19 protein-coding genes are annotated in these 12,934 nt (G+C 69.5%); 9 read left to right on the top strand and 10 right to left on the bottom strand.

Annotated features, from left to right (window positions below):
• Positions 1–11: 11 nt before the first annotated feature.
• The 5 genes from O7624_RS13485 to O7624_RS13465 form a co-directional block, all read right to left on the bottom strand.
• Positions 12–1,211, bottom strand: a complete 1,200-nt coding sequence (locus O7624_RS13485) for a hypothetical protein (protein ID WP_282240246.1) — start codon at positions 1,209–1,211, stop codon at positions 12–14.
• 7 nt (positions 1,212–1,218) lie between these two features.
• A complete protein-coding gene (locus O7624_RS13480) occupies positions 1,219–1,692 on the bottom strand; it encodes a hypothetical protein (RefSeq protein WP_282240245.1) in 474 nt (157 codons plus the stop codon).
• 15 nt (positions 1,693–1,707) lie between these two features.
• The gene (locus O7624_RS13475; RefSeq protein ID WP_282240244.1) at positions 1,708–2,076 is read right to left on the bottom strand and encodes a hypothetical protein; all 369 of its coding nucleotides are present in this window, start codon (positions 2,074–2,076) and stop codon (positions 1,708–1,710) included.
• 107 nt (positions 2,077–2,183) lie between these two features.
• Positions 2,184–2,321 (bottom strand): hypothetical protein, encoded by a 138-nt coding sequence (locus tag O7624_RS13470; RefSeq protein ID WP_282240243.1) that lies wholly within the window; start codon positions 2,319–2,321, stop codon positions 2,184–2,186.
• 70 nt (positions 2,322–2,391) lie between these two features.
• Complete coding sequence (locus O7624_RS13465) at positions 2,392–3,600, bottom strand: hypothetical protein (RefSeq protein WP_282240242.1); 1,209 nt, start codon at positions 3,598–3,600, stop codon at positions 2,392–2,394.
• A gap of 111 nt (positions 3,601–3,711) precedes the next feature.
• Between O7624_RS13465 and O7624_RS13460 the strand changes: the two genes are divergently transcribed.
• Positions 3,712–4,479 carry a GntR family transcriptional regulator gene (locus O7624_RS13460; RefSeq protein ID WP_282240241.1) on the top strand — a complete coding sequence of 256 codons (768 nt, stop codon included), beginning with the start codon at positions 3,712–3,714 and terminating at the stop codon, positions 4,477–4,479.
• Between the two features lie 52 nt (positions 4,480–4,531).
• Here O7624_RS13460 and O7624_RS13455 read toward each other — a convergent pair whose 3' ends face one another.
• Both O7624_RS13455 and O7624_RS13450 read right to left on the bottom strand, forming a co-directional pair.
• Positions 4,532–4,714 carry a hypothetical protein gene (locus O7624_RS13455; protein WP_282240240.1) on the bottom strand — a complete coding sequence of 61 codons (183 nt, stop codon included), beginning with the start codon at positions 4,712–4,714 and terminating at the stop codon, positions 4,532–4,534.
• Positions 4,711–4,875 (bottom strand): hypothetical protein, encoded by a 165-nt coding sequence (locus O7624_RS13450; protein ID WP_282240239.1) that lies wholly within the window; start codon positions 4,873–4,875, stop codon positions 4,711–4,713. Before O7624_RS13450 ends, O7624_RS13455 begins: the two co-directional genes overlap by 4 nt.
• 195 nt (positions 4,876–5,070) lie before the next feature.
• Between O7624_RS13450 and O7624_RS13445 the strand changes: the two genes are divergently transcribed.
• From O7624_RS13445 to O7624_RS13420, 6 genes are all read left to right on the top strand, one after another.
• Positions 5,071–5,298: a winged helix-turn-helix domain-containing protein gene (locus tag O7624_RS13445; RefSeq protein WP_282240238.1), complete on the top strand. Its 228-nt coding sequence runs from the start codon at positions 5,071–5,073 to the stop codon at positions 5,296–5,298.
• A 64-nt stretch (positions 5,299–5,362) separates the two neighbouring features.
• Complete coding sequence (locus O7624_RS13440) at positions 5,363–5,767, top strand: GntR family transcriptional regulator (RefSeq protein ID WP_282240237.1); 405 nt, start codon at positions 5,363–5,365, stop codon at positions 5,765–5,767.
• A 209-nt stretch (positions 5,768–5,976) separates the two neighbouring features.
• Positions 5,977–6,936: a hypothetical protein gene (locus tag O7624_RS13435; RefSeq protein ID WP_282240236.1), complete on the top strand. Its 960-nt coding sequence runs from the start codon at positions 5,977–5,979 to the stop codon at positions 6,934–6,936.
• A 131-nt stretch (positions 6,937–7,067) separates the two neighbouring features.
• The gene (locus tag O7624_RS13430) at positions 7,068–7,415 is read left to right on the top strand and encodes a hypothetical protein (RefSeq protein ID WP_282240235.1); all 348 of its coding nucleotides are present in this window, start codon (positions 7,068–7,070) and stop codon (positions 7,413–7,415) included.
• Between the two features lie 337 nt (positions 7,416–7,752).
• The gene (locus O7624_RS13425) at positions 7,753–8,268 is read left to right on the top strand and encodes a SigE family RNA polymerase sigma factor (protein WP_282240234.1); all 516 of its coding nucleotides are present in this window, start codon (positions 7,753–7,755) and stop codon (positions 8,266–8,268) included.
• Entirely contained in the window at positions 8,265–8,906 is a 642-nt protein-coding gene (locus tag O7624_RS13420; protein WP_282240233.1) for a hypothetical protein, read from the top strand. Before O7624_RS13425 ends, O7624_RS13420 begins: the two co-directional genes overlap by 4 nt.
• A 72-nt stretch (positions 8,907–8,978) precedes the next feature.
• Here the strand turns inward: O7624_RS13420 and O7624_RS13415 are convergent, their stop codons facing one another.
• Genes O7624_RS13415 through O7624_RS13405 form a run of 3 tightly spaced genes read right to left on the bottom strand, consistent with a single transcriptional unit; the run spans position 8,979 to position 11,153 of the window.
• The gene (locus tag O7624_RS13415; protein WP_282240232.1) at positions 8,979–9,371 is read right to left on the bottom strand and encodes a DUF4260 domain-containing protein; all 393 of its coding nucleotides are present in this window, start codon (positions 9,369–9,371) and stop codon (positions 8,979–8,981) included.
• A 28-nt stretch (positions 9,372–9,399) separates the two neighbouring features.
• On the bottom strand, positions 9,400–10,005 hold the full coding sequence (locus O7624_RS13410; protein WP_282240231.1) for a response regulator transcription factor: 606 nt from the start codon (positions 10,003–10,005) through the stop codon (positions 9,400–9,402).
• On the bottom strand, positions 10,002–11,153 hold the full coding sequence (locus O7624_RS13405; RefSeq protein WP_282240230.1) for a histidine kinase: 1,152 nt from the start codon (positions 11,151–11,153) through the stop codon (positions 10,002–10,004). The genes O7624_RS13410 and O7624_RS13405 overlap by 4 nt, the downstream gene beginning before the upstream one ends.
• A 107-nt stretch (positions 11,154–11,260) precedes the next feature.
• Here O7624_RS13405 and O7624_RS13400 point away from each other — a divergent pair, with 107 nt between their 5' ends.
• Together O7624_RS13400 and O7624_RS13395 are read left to right on the top strand one after the other, a co-directional pair.
• Positions 11,261–12,142, top strand: a complete 882-nt coding sequence (locus O7624_RS13400) for an ABC transporter ATP-binding protein (RefSeq protein ID WP_093404087.1) — start codon at positions 11,261–11,263, stop codon at positions 12,140–12,142.
• Positions 12,143–12,168: 26 nt separating this feature from the next.
• A complete protein-coding gene (locus O7624_RS13395) occupies positions 12,169–12,888 on the top strand; it encodes an ABC transporter permease (protein ID WP_093404089.1) in 720 nt (239 codons plus the stop codon).
• Positions 12,889–12,934 lie beyond the last annotated feature (46 nt).

Here is a 12,934-nt window from a genome sequence, read left to right as displayed (position 1 = left end):
GAGCCGGGGGTTCAGCCGTTGAGCAGGAAACCCTTGTCGGCGGCGTCCGGGTTGTCGGCGTAGCCCTCCTTCAGGTTCATCTGCTTCGCCAGGACCGCCTGGTGGGCGGCCCACTTGTCGGCGGCGATACCCGACGCCTCCATGGCCTCCCGGGCGGAGGTGAGAACCTCGCCGGAGTTGCCGCCGCTCTCCAGGGCGCCGACGTAGCCCTCAGCGCCGGTGGTGGCGAACGACTGGTGGGCGTTGCTGGCGGCCTCGGCGAACGCCAGGGCGGTAGACAGGCCGGTGACCTCGTTGGACATGGCGATCTCCTCTACGTGCTTCGAACTCGGAAACAGGGGGATGACGGGGGCGAGGGGCCGGGTGTCGGCGGGCTCGCTGGTGCAGTCGCAGACCATGCGGCCGTCCTCGACGCGGTAGAACTTCAGGCACCGGTCGCAGTTGGGGTGGCCGGCACCGGCGGGTCCGTTGAGCAGGTTGGGTAGTACGTCGTCGGCGGTCAGGTCGTCGGCGACGTGGGTCCGCTTCCACATCTCGGGGTCGTCGTCTTTGAGCGTCTGACTGGCCACCTGCTGGAGGCGGCGGATTGCTTCGTCTTGCTCCTCGGGGCTGCGCCATGCGCGCCGGGGCTCCGGTGCCGGTTCGTCCTGGGCTGCGGCTGCGGGTCCGCCGGGCTGACGCTCCGCCTCGGCCAGCTTCCGGTCGGTCGCCTCGTTCGACTCCCGCCAGAACTTGCAGGTAGGGCAGTCTTCGCCCGACGGAACCGCCGTGATCAGGCAGACGGGGCAAAGCCCGGGTCCTGGCGTGGGACGGACGCCGGCGACGTCAACCATGTCGTCGACCGGCCGACCGTCGCGGCGCGTGTTGAGGGTGCGCCGCGACCACTGCCGCAGCGACTCCTCACGCTGTCGCTGCTCCTCGGCCCGCTGCGCCTGCTCGCCGTCCTTACGCTCCTGACGCTTACGGCGGCGGTACTCGCCGAGGTCCTCCCACGCGTCGTACCACAGCTCAGCGAGGTAGCCCGACGCGCCCGGACGGGCCGGGGCGCGCACCCCGGCCTGCCCTGCCTGCTGCGCGGCCCGGAACCGGGCCATCTTCATCTTGTGGCGCGGCGACTCCTGGCCCCGCCGCGCATACTCCAGGTCCTCGCGGTGCGTCGTCACCATCTTGGTGAGCACCGCCGCCAGGAGCATGATGCTGATCGGCTCCATCAGCGCCTCACCACACGTCCACGGTGGCGGCCTGGCCGCCGACCTTCGACTTGATGGACCGCTGCGCCAGCAGGATCGCCGCCCCGCCAACAGCCAGGGCCATCGCGATCGGAGCGCCGGTACCGAGGGCATCCTGAAGAGGCGTCGCCACCGCGTTGAGCGCCGTGCCGGTCGCCTCCTCAACCCAGTCGCCGAGGTCACCGTTCGTAGCCCGAGCCACCGACGGGGCCAGCAGCAGAGACCAGATCGCCAGCCGGTTCGGCTCCCAGTCGACGACCAGGTCCCGGATGAACAGCACCGCGAGCAGGAACAGCATTACGGGCGGCAGCCAGTCACCCGGGATGGCCTCCAGGATGGTGTCGATGACGTCGCCGACGAACATGCCGGCGACCAGCGGCCCGGCGATGATCGCCGCACCGAACGACACCCAGGCGAGCGCCTTGACGCCCTTCGGCTGGACGGCGCTTCGGAACTTTGCCACGAGTGGCACCTCCTTTCAGAGGAACAGCCACAGCGCCGCGTTGACGCTGGGGGTGATGACGTGGTCGACCAGCCAGCCGACCGGGGGAATGAACGTGAGCGCCTTGACGGTGGCGGCGACGACCAGGAACCGGGCCGGACGCTCCGTCAGCCACTCCCAGACGCGGGCACCGATCAGGGACGGCACGGCGATGAACCGGCACCAGGCGATCCCGCAGTTGCGCAGCAGGCCCTTCGAGGCGGCGAACCGGCCCCGGCGGGCGTAGTCCCGCATCGTCTCCACCGCCGGCCGCCGCTCGGTGAGCATCGACGGAGGGGTGAAGTGGTCGCGGAACTTGTTGATCCAGTCCGCCGACGTCCACGGACGTCGGTCACTGTCCGTCATTGCAGAGTGCAGAGTTTCCGGGGCCGAAACGCGGGTTTCGCGCTCAGCGGCCGGCCCTGCGGACTCTGCATTGCAGGGTGCAGAGTTACGGGGAGTCACGGACAGGGTCACAGCGACCCCGCAGACATGGCGCCGAGCGCACCGCCAAACAGGCCGGCGATCACCATCAGGATGAGGATCACGAGCAGCAGACGGCCGGTCGGCGTGTCGCCGCTGCGCTGACGCTCGCTGGTGGACTGGGACACTGGTCTCCTCCTTCGGGAGAGTGGGCGGGGCCGGTCCGGCTGTAGGAGGTGGGGCCGGCCCCGCGGCTTGTTAGTTGGCCGACTCGAACGAGTGACCGTTGACCGTCTCCGGCTGCGCCACTGTGCGCAGCTTGTCGAGGTGCCGACGCAACGTCGCCTCAGGCACCCCCGCGTCACGGGCCGCGCCGCGCATCGACACCTTCTGCGTCAGCACCGCGTCGGCAGCCTGGCGCAAAGCCGCGTCACGGTCGGCAGGCGGGGCGCTCACCGGGCGCCGCATCACCACCTCGCGGGTGCGTCGCTGCGGCGCGTCAACCCGCGTCAGCGAGCGCGCCACCGCAGGCTGCGCGGGCTGGGTGGTGTTAGTGGCGGATGCGTCGCCGGGCTGCGTCACGGGCGCGTCGGTGCGCGCCGGCTCGTGCGCCACGGCCCGCGTCGTCGGCTGCGCCACGGGCAAGGCCGAGGACGCGTCAACCGGTGTGTCAACGGCGACCGACGCAGGCTGCGTCACGAGCGGCGCGGTCAGGTCGAGCTCGGACAGGCGCGGTGCGTCATCCCACGGGCGGGCCTTGCTGGCGTAATCGACGATCACGCCGATCAGCCACGCGACTACGGCTGCGCCGATCGCGCCCACCGAGTGCGCCAGCGCCTCACCGACCGCGGCCGGACCGTGGGCGCCGTTCCATCCGCCGAGCAGGTTCAGCAGCACCGAGAAGGACAGCGCGCCCCACTTGGCCAGGGTCGCCCGCCAGTCGGTGTCTCCGCCGGACATGCGCAGCGTCGACTTGACCAGGATGATCCCGACGGCCACCGAGATCAGCAGCGGCTCCACCGCCCACGCGGTCCACCAGCCGGCCGAACCCGACTCCAAGCCCAGCAGCGTCACCATGCCCTTCTGCACACCCGGGGTGGAGTAGGCGGCGAACCCGGCAACCAGGGGCAAGCCGAGCAGCAGCGTGTACCGGCGAACACCGGCCACGCGCAGGGCGCGAACTTCTGCGGATCGCTGGATGTCGGCCCGGATCCGAGCGCGGGTGCCGGAGCGGGCTGCCCGGCGGTACAGGGAGGCGAGTTCGGTGCCTTCGGTTTCGTCGAGGACGCGCTCGCGCCGGCCGCGGCGGCGGGATCCGGTCTGCTCGGCGAGGTCCGCGAGGTCGGCCTTGTACTTGGCGTCGAGCCGGCGGCGCTCCAGCTGGTCGGTGCGCTGCACGTCGATGACGGCGCGCTCAGCGGCCAGCCGAGCGGCGAGCTGCTCGGCGTTCTCGGTCGTCGGCTTCATGCCGGCAACCGTAGCCCCTATGGGGAGCGCTTGTCTAGACAAGAAACGCTAGACATGATGTGCTGAGCGGCAACCCAGACCACCTCACGTTCAGGCGGTACCGTGATCGCCATGGCTCAACCCCGCTACCAGCAGATAGCCGACGACATCAGGCGTCGGATCGAAGCCGGCGTCCTCCCGGCCGGCGCTCCGCTGGCCAGCGAGACCGAGATGGTCGCCGAGTACAGAGCAGCCCGAGAAACCGTCCGCAAGGCCATGGCCACCCTCCGCGCCGAGGGCCTCATCTCCACCGCAAAGGCGCGGGGCAGCTTCGTCCGCCCCCGCTGGCCCGTGCGCCGGCTCGGCATGGACCGCTACCGGGTTGAAACCCGGCAACGCGACGAGCAGCCAACCGAAAAGGCGACCAGCTTCACGAAGGACCAGGGCATCGACTGGTCCGCGTACACCATGGACAAGGAGTACGCCGAGGTCGGTGCCAATGAGCAGCTCGGCGACTTGCTCAACGTCGACCCGGGTACGCCCCTGCTGCGCCGGCACTTCGTGTTCCGCAGCCACGGCGTGCCGCAGCAGATCTCCACCTCTTACCTGCTGCTCGACATGGTCGGCGGCACCCCGGTGGCCGACCCCGCCAACGAGCCGTGGCCCGGTGGCAACATCGCCCAGCTCGCCACCCTCGGCATCACCGTGGATCAGGTCCGCGAGCAGGTCCGAACCCGCATGCCCACACCCGACGAGTCGCGGATCCTCGGTATCGGTGACTCGGTGCCGGTGCTCACCATCACCCGAACGATGCTGGCTGCCGGGCGCCCAGTCGAGGCCGCCGTCGACATCGTGCTGCCAGGTGACCGGGTGGAGCTCGACTACGTAATCGACCTGTAGCCCGCACAGGACTGCGCCCCCGACCGCTGTGGCCGGGGGCGCATCACTGTCTCTACCTGCTGGCGGTGTCCCACCGTCCGTACGCCGCCGCGACCTCGGCGAGCGCCCACTGCGTCTGCGGGCAGTCGTCCGGCCCACACGCCTGGCAGGTGCCGCCGCCCGCGTGGTGGTCGAGCACCCGGTTCGCGACCTCCCACAGCGTCGCCGGATCCACCGGCTCGTCGATGCGGCTCACGACAGCCACCCCGCGATCCCGGCCACCATCACCGCCAAGACGAGGCCGGCGACCAGCCAGCCCGACACCAGCTGCCGGCGCGGCACCGGCGGGGCGGACGTCACCGGGTAGCGGTCGCCGTCCGGGATCGGCGGCCGGCCATGCGGGTCACGGTGCTCCATCGCGGGACCTCCCCAGCAGTAGGAGGAACGGGTCCGGCCAGGCGCCACGGGGGGAGCACCTGGCCGGCACGGGCCACGCTGCTGACGAGCCCTCACGGGTGAACCTAAGACCCTAAGTACCCACAGTCAACGGTGTGCCCACGGTGCGTTTCCGCTGGTGCGAGGCTGACCAGGCTGACGAGAGGTGGCCTCACCATGCCCCGCAAGCCTGTGTACCAGCAGGTCATAGACGACATCACCGCATCCATCCGCGCCGGCACCCTCAAGCCGGGTGACAAGCTGCCGTCGATCGCCCAACTGTGCGAGCAGTACGCAGCGTCAGATACGCCGATCAAGCGGGCGTTGTGGCAGCTCGACACCACCGGCTGGATCGAGACACACCAGGGCAAGGGATCGTTCGTGGCGGCCAACCCGCCCGAGTAGCCAGGGTGAACGTTCGAACGTTGCGCCCGCCGAACGTCCGCCTGGGCGTCCATAGCGTCCGGGCGTGATCGATCCGCACTCCGGCGTGCCCCGGCACCGGCAGCTCGCCGACGTGCTGCGCGCCCGGATCGCACGCGGCGAGTACGCCCCCGGTGACCTGCTGCCGTCGGAGACCCGACTCAGCCAGGAGTACGAGGTCGGCCGCGGTACGGTCCGCCGCGCGGTGAGCCTGCTGCGGGCGGAGGGTCTGGTGGACGCCGCGTCCGGTCGGGGTACCCAGGTGCGGGAGCCGGTGGAGGTGGAGCGGGTTGCGGTGCCCCGGGGGGCGCTGATCAGCGCCAGGCCGCCTACGCCGGACGAGCGAGCCAGCCTCGCCATCCCGGAGGGTGTGCACGTCCTGGTGGTCAGCGTGGGTGGCCGGGTGAGGGGTGTGTATCCGGCTGATCGGGTGCTGTTGTCCACCGCCTGATCGGCGATCTTGACCGGTGGGGCCACCCCGATCGGATACGGGCACCACGCGCGATTTGCACATGACGCAAAGTTGCGGAATTCATAAAAGGCAATGCCGACATATGAAGGCCATACGGTCATGCAAGTTGCATCCGGCGGGGTGCGCAAATCTTGCGTGTAGACAATCATGAGCCCTTCCAGCAGCACAGGCCGCCATGGGGAGGCGTCTTGCAGGCACGGCAGATCGCGATCCGCGCGGCACTCACCACAGCCGCCGCCAGCCTCGCATGGGCCGCCTGGACCGCCACCGACACCGCCCACGCCGACGACCGGCCCCGGCCCGCCGTCGACATCGTCGACCGGGTGGTCGACCCACCCGAGCAGGCTGGCGGCGGCCGGCGCGAGCCCAAGCCCGAGCGCCCCGAGAAGCCGGAGCGGGACAAGCCAGCCCCCGCGGACAATCCGGAGCGCGAGCAGCCCCGCGACAAGCCCGCACCCGAGCCCAAACCCGAGCGGCCCCGCGACCGGCCCGCACCCAAACCAGACACCCCGGCCAACCCCGAGCCTGCACCACCAGCCGTCGAGCTACCCGTCATCGACGTGCCGGAAATCGAGGTCCCGCCGCTGCCGGAGATCCTGCCGCCGCTCCCGGCGCCACTGCCGGTCCCCGACGAGCCGATCGTCATCGACGTACCACCCATCACCGCCCCGCCCGAGACGCCCGTCGTCGAAGAGCCGCAACCGACACCCGACCTCGCCCCCGGCGTGCCGCTGACACCCGTCCTCGCCACGCCGCAGCCCACCACACCGCCCGACATGCAGCTGCCGGTCACCACAGCACCCCACACCGCTGTCCCGGCCCCTGTGCCGCCACCCGCCTGGATGGTCGCCTGGACGACACCCAGCCGCGCCAGTGACAACGAACCCGACTGCGACAACCGGCGCTACCCGCGCGGCCACGTACGCCGCATCCGCGACCGCCACACCAACCCACCCGCCACCGTCGACCGCGCCGGCCCGCCCTGCCCCAGCAGCCCAGACCGCGACACCACCGCACCACCCGGCGCCGCCGACCTGGCCATCACCAGCACCGCCGTCGACCCGGTGCTGCGACTGATCGACCGGCTACGGCCCCGCTCAGACACCGCCACCGGACGCGCCGAGCACATCGACCCAGGTCCCGCCTGATCACCGCCTGACTGCGGCAGAATGATCAGCAAGCCACACGCCGGAGAATCCGACCGGCGGGAGGCGGGACCTACCCCCGTTCTCCGATCACCCTCCCCAGAAATCAGCCTTTGATCGGAGCTGACATACCGATGGGCACCACCACCTGCAACATCGCACCGAAGCCACCCAGCAAGATCCTGTTGCTCGCCGCCGCACTCGTCGCCGGTATCACGATCGGCGTGTGGGGCATGATCGGCATGGGGCACTTCGTCTTCTCCGGCATCCCTCCCGAGCGCCTCGCCCTCTACTCAGCGATCGGCTTCTGTGGCATCGCCACCAGCTGCTGGCTGACGGGGCGCTACCTGATTCAGCGCCACCGCCGCGCCGCCTGGTGGGACGGTTTTGTGGCCGGCGACGAGCCCGGCGCTGACGTCATTCAGATCAGCGACCTCCGGGGACGCGCCGCGACGCCGACGGTCGTACGCTCCACCAGTTAGGACACGGAGAGTAAGCTACAGAATGTGTACCGGACGGTGTACTGACCTTCTCTGACTGGCCCTGAATCGTCTTCGGATCAAGGCCGTGAGCAGGGACAATCAGAGAAGGTCAGTCAGATCCAACACGCTCGTAATGCGTAGGTCGACGGTTCGATTCCGTCAGGCGGCTCGGTAAAGAAGCCCAGGTCAACGACCTGGGCTTCGCCGTTTCTCAGGTCGACAACCCGCGAAGGGGACCTGTTCGGCGCGGCCGAGGCATTGGGGCATTCACTCTCCGCCATGCAACCCCGTTCGCTCGCGAATCGTCAGGGGGCTGTGAGAGTGAAGGAGAGACTGTGTGAAATGTGACCGTGACGAGCAGTTCCACAGCTTCGTGCTCAGCCGGCGCTCCGGGCTGGTACGAACGGCGACGCTGCTGACCGGTGGTGACGCACATCTGGCCGAGGATCTGGTCCAGTCCACGCTGACCAAGCTGTACGTCGCCTGGCCGGCGGTCCAGCGGGCGGACAACATCGAGGGCTACCTGCGCCGGACCCTGGTCAACGCGCTCACCGACGAACGCCGGCGGTGGTGGCGCCGCCACGAACGCTCGGTCGCGGAACCTCCGGACCGTTCCCGAGCCAACCCGGGCAGCGGCGGCGACCTCGACGACGGCCTGCGGGCGGCCCTCCGCGACCTGCCACCGAAGATGCGCGCCGCAGTGGTTTTCCGCTACTTCTACGACCTTTCCGTAGCCGACACCGCCGACGCCCTCGGCTGCTCCGAGGGAACGGTGAAAAGCCAGACCGCCCGCGCCCTGGACCGGTTGCGGGCCGCCCTTGACGAATCTTCCCTGACAGGAGTCACCCGATGATGGATCTGCACGACCGGCTCGACCGGATCGCCGGCCCAGTCGCCGAGCCGTCGGCCGCCGAGGCCGACGCCGACCTGGCCCGGGGCCGCCGGGCGCTGCGCCGCCGCCGGTCCGCCCGCGCGCTCGGTACCTCAGCCTTCGCGGTCATCGCGCTGGCCGTCGCCGTCACCATCGGCACCCAGGCCGGCCCGACCGCCACCACTCCCGACGACGCGCCGGCCGAAGCCGTGGCTACCCGCCTCGTGGCCTACGAGGGCGAGCAGCCTCAAGGCTTCACGATCGACAAAGTCCCAGCGGGCTGGGAGATCCAGGGCGGCACCACCAGCGAGCTGACGATCGCTCCGAAGAACGCGGCGGACAAGAACCCACTGTCGTTCATCGGCAAGATCGCCATCATGCTGCAGTCGGCGAGCGACCGCTCCACCCCGACCGGTACGCAACTTGAGGTCGGCGGCAAGCCTGGCGTGCTCAATACCGCCGATGGCACTCAAGGCGGCAAGAACCTGTGGGTCAAGCAGCCCGACGGCGTCTGGCTGCTGGTGCAGATCTGGGACGCCCGCGGGTGGACCCAGCAGGACATCATCGAGTTCGCCGACGGCATCCACGTCCAGCCGGGGGCCGAACGCATCGCTGGTTGACGTCCGTCATCCGCCGCGCACTCCGCAAGGTGCGCGGCGGGTGAGGCGGGACGACCGCCGAGCTGGCGCGGCTCAGGGGGCGGGCCGCTTGGCCTTTCCGATCCGGCCGAGGTGGGTGTGCTCGAACCCCTCGGTCGTCTTGAGGCCGTAACCGAGGGCGCGATCGACGGCGATGTGGAACGCCCACGCGATGGCGAGGATGCCGAGCCAGTCGATCGGGTCACGGAACGCCGCGAAGGCCACCGCGACCGCGCCGAGCAGCGCCGGCAGCGCGTACGAGTGCACCAGGTTGTAGCAGACGGCACCCACCCGCGGACCGCGCAGATAACCGACCATCGACAGGTCGAAGATGAGGAAGAGGGCGAGCAACCACCACCAGGCGTACCCGACGGCGACGATGACCACGACGGCGAAGGCTGCCACGACAACGCTTTCGATGCGCTGCGTCTGGACCGGGTTCAACATCCGATATCTCCTAATGTGGCTTGCCGGGTCACAGCCAGTCGTGCTCGCGGGCGTAGCGCGCGGCCTCATGACGGGTGTGGGTCTGGGTCTTCTGCATGGCGTTGGAGAGGTAGTTGCGGACGGTGCCCTGAGCGAGGTGGAGCCGGGCGGCGATGTCAGCGACCGAGTAGCCCTCGCTGGTGACCCGCAACACGTCGAGTTCGCGCTCGGTGAGTGGGCAGTCGTCGACGATGGCGAGCGCGGAGACGTCCGGGTCGATCCACCGTTTGCCCGCGTGCAAGTCGGTGATGACGGCGGCGATGTGGGCCGGCTCGGCCGACTTGCTGACGAAGCCCTGGACGCCGAGCTTCAGTGCCTTTCGCAGCACGCCGGGCCGAGCATGCCGGGTCAGCATGAGAACCACCTGCTCCGGTCGGACGCGGCGGATCTGCGTGATGGCGCCGAGGCCGTCCACGCCCGGCATCTCCAGGTCGATGACGAGCACGTCGGGCCGGTGCCGCAGGGTGGCCTCGACGGCGGTTTCGCCGTCGGTCGCCTCGGCAACGATGTCGATGTCGCCTTCGAGCGGCAGCAGCGCGGCCAGCGCCTTACGCAGCAGGGCCTCGTCGTCAGCGAGCACGATGGCGGTGGTCATCGGTCCTCCTCCGCAGCGCCGCCGGCGGCGGCATCGGCACGAGCGGGCGGGAAGCTCGCGGCGGTCAGGAAGCGCCCGTCCTGCTGTTGCACGGTCAGTTCGCCGCCGTCGGCCGCCAACCGTTGTCGGAGGCTGGACAGTCCTCGGAGTTCAGGCAGCGTATCGCTGCTCACGCCGTCGTTGACGATCGCGATGCCGGCTTCGGAGAGCGTGATCTGCACCTGGGTGGCCTGTGCGTGTCGCAGGATGTTGGTGGTGGTCTCGCGCAGTACCTGACCGAGCAGTTCGCTGCTGCGCGGGCCCACCTCGGCCTCCCGGGTCACCCGGACCCGGATGCCCGCCGCCTCGAACAGGTTCTTCGCATTTTCGAGTTCCGCCGAGAGGTTGAGCCGGCGTTGGGCGTACGCCAGCTCCTTGGTCTGGGCGATGGTGTCGCTGACCAGAGCGTACGTCTCCCGCAGCTCCTTCTCGGCGCGATCGGTGTCGCGGAGCATCAGCTTCCGGGCCAGCGCGATCTTCAGCTTGACCACGTGCAGGGTGTGGCCCTGGATGTCGTGCAGATCGCTGGCGAAGCGGACGCGTTCGCGGATGACCGCCAGTTCCGCTTCACGTTCCCGGGCGTGATCGAGTTCCCGGATTAGGTCGTAGAACCGCTCGCCGACGATCGTCAGGACGGTCACCAGGATGGTGAGGCCCGTCGGGACGAGGACGTAGGTGATCAGGACGCCGCGGACGTCGTCCTGATCGACCAGGAACCGCATCGCGCCGACGGCGGCGACGTAGCTGAACAGCCCGACCGCTGCCAGGGCCCGGCGTCGTACCTGGCGGAGGGCGAGAGACCCCACGGCGCAGACGCCCCAGTAGGCGTTGGGGCTGCCGGTCAGCAGCACCCCGAGCGGCCACACCACAGCCCCGACGATCGTGCAGGGCAGGGCGACCCGGGCGAGGTCGTCCGCCGTCCAGCGTTCGAAGGCCACCACCGCAGCCACGGCACCCGGGGCCAGAACGATGAGATGCCACCAGGTGTGCGCGTCGATGGCCAGGAGAATCACCGCGGCGAACACGACCGGCGGAAGTGACGTGAGGAGATTGATCCGGCGCAGCCGCCTCTGCGTCGTCTTGGTGAAGGCCGGCGATCTCGCGGTCACCTGCCCAGTATTCTGCCGATCCTGCTCGGCGGCAGTGACACCACGTCACATGTACCCGTGACGTGGCACCACTGATGGATCGGAGCGACCGCTGCTGTCATTGGGGCATGTCCACGACACCAGTCATCGAAGTCGAACGGCTCAACGTCAGGTACGGCGACTTCCACGCCGTGAAGGACCTGTCCTTCGAGGTCCGGCGTGGGGAACTGTACGCGCTGCTCGGCACGAACGGGGCGGGGAAGACCTCGACCCTGGAGACCATCGAGGGGCACCGGACGCCGACCTCCGGCAGCGTGCGCGTCTTCGGGCACCAACCGGGTGACCGCCGGCTGGTACGTCCCCGGATGGGTGTCATGCTCCAGGAGAGTGGTTTCTCCCCGGACCTCACGGTCCGCGAATCGGTCCGGCTGATCGGCACCCTCACCCGGCGGACCGACGACGTCGACCGGGTGCTCGACGTCGTCGATCTCACCAGCAAGGCCGGCCGGAAGGTCTCCCAGCTCTCCGGCGGGGAGAAGCGGCGGCTGGACTTCGCCACCGCCGTCTACGGCACCCCGGAGCTGATCTTTCTGGACGAGCCGACCACCGGCCTGGACGTCCAGTCGCGCGACCACCTGTGGACGACCGTGGACCGGCTCCGGGAGAACGGCGCGACAATCGTGCTCACCACGCACTACCTGGAGGAGGCACAGGAGCGCGCCGACCGGATCGGGCTCATGCACGAGGGCACCTTCCACCGGGAGGGAACCGTCTCCGAACTGACCCGGACCCTGCCGGCGGTCATCCGCTTCTCGCTGCCACCGACGGTCCCGGCGCTGCCGTTGCAGGCGACCAGGGACGGTGACGGCAAGGTCGTGATCGAGACCTTCGGCCTGCAGAAGGACCTGCACATCCTGCTCTCCTGGGCGCAGGACAACGCCGTGGAGCTGCGGGACCTGGAGGCCGGGCCGACCCGCCTCGACAACGTCTTCCGCGCCATAAGTGGCTGACTCGCTTCCCGAGAGGAAACCTTTCCGTGCTCCCCATCGCCTTCAGTGAGCTGATCCAGATCTTCCGGAACCGGCTGGTGCTGGTCACCAGCTTCATCATTCCGGTGGTCGTCTCCGCGTACTTCGTCCGTCAGCACGAAACCTTCGCCGCCCTCGGCAGTCTCGGCTACATCGCGGCGATCGTGCTGTTCACAGTTGCCGCGTTCGGGCTCTACGCCACGACTGTGACCACCCTGGCGTCCCGGCGGCAGAATCTCTTCCTCAAACGGCTGCGCTCCACGGCCATCGGGGACGCCGGCATTCTCGCCGGCCTCCTGCTGCCCGCCACGTTGATCGCCGTGGTGCAGGTGGCTGCGATCCTGACCGCGCTGGCCATGGTCGCCGGCGGGCCGGCCAACATTCCCTTGCTGGTGGTAGCGATCGTCGCGACCGTGGCCATGCTGATCGGCCTGGGACTGGCCACCGCCGGCCTGACGAATTCACCCGAGCACGCCCAGGTCACCACCCTGCCCGTCATGCTCGGTGTGATCGGTGTCGCCAGCTGGGTGGGCATCAGCGGCACCGAGGACCTCGCCCTGCTCAAGCGGCTGCTGCCCGGTGGTTCCGCGACCGAGATGGTGATGAACGCCTGGAACGGTGGCGTCGCGGTGACCGACTCCCTGCTCCTGCTGGCCCCGACGTTGGGCTGGGTCGTCGTCGCCGTCGTGCTGGCCACCCGTCTCTTCAACTGGGAGCCCCGCCGCTGAGGTGCCAAGCCCTGTGAGGCGCCCTGGCGATTCCCCGAACGCCGAT

Origin of the sequence: Verrucosispora sp. WMMD1129 (assembly GCF_029581255.1) — a bacterium.
In the GTDB taxonomy this organism is placed as follows: Bacteria; Actinomycetota; Actinomycetes; order Mycobacteriales; family Micromonosporaceae; genus Micromonospora; species Micromonospora sediminimaris.
The sequence above is the reverse complement of the archived record's forward strand: the minus strand, read 5'-3'. Positions and strand labels throughout refer to the sequence as shown.

Excerpts from the sequence above, each read along its gene's own strand:
- O7624_RS13485 (WP_282240246.1), bottom strand. The coding sequence starts at position 1,211 with ATGGAGCCGATCAGCATCATGCTCCTGGCGGCGGTGCTCACCAAGATG.
- O7624_RS13475 (WP_282240244.1), bottom strand. The coding sequence starts at position 2,076 with ATGACGGACAGTGACCGACGTCCGTGGACGTCGGCGGACTGGATCAAC.
- O7624_RS13465 (WP_282240242.1), bottom strand. The coding sequence starts at position 3,600 with ATGAAGCCGACGACCGAGAACGCCGAGCAGCTCGCCGCTCGGCTGGCC.
- O7624_RS13460 (WP_282240241.1), top strand. The coding sequence starts at position 3,712 with ATGGCTCAACCCCGCTACCAGCAGATAGCCGACGACATCAGGCGTCGG.
- O7624_RS13450 (WP_282240239.1), bottom strand. The coding sequence starts at position 4,875 with ATGGAGCACCGTGACCCGCATGGCCGGCCGCCGATCCCGGACGGCGAC.
- O7624_RS13445 (WP_282240238.1), top strand. The coding sequence starts at position 5,071 with ATGCCCCGCAAGCCTGTGTACCAGCAGGTCATAGACGACATCACCGCA.
- O7624_RS13430 (WP_282240235.1), top strand. The coding sequence starts at position 7,068 with ATGGGCACCACCACCTGCAACATCGCACCGAAGCCACCCAGCAAGATC.
- O7624_RS13420 (WP_282240233.1), top strand. The coding sequence starts at position 8,265 with ATGATGGATCTGCACGACCGGCTCGACCGGATCGCCGGCCCAGTCGCC.
- O7624_RS13415 (WP_282240232.1), bottom strand. The coding sequence starts at position 9,371 with ATGTTGAACCCGGTCCAGACGCAGCGCATCGAAAGCGTTGTCGTGGCA.
- O7624_RS13410 (WP_282240231.1), bottom strand. The coding sequence starts at position 10,005 with ATGACCACCGCCATCGTGCTCGCTGACGACGAGGCCCTGCTGCGTAAG.
- O7624_RS13400 (WP_093404087.1), top strand. The coding sequence starts at position 11,261 with ATGTCCACGACACCAGTCATCGAAGTCGAACGGCTCAACGTCAGGTAC.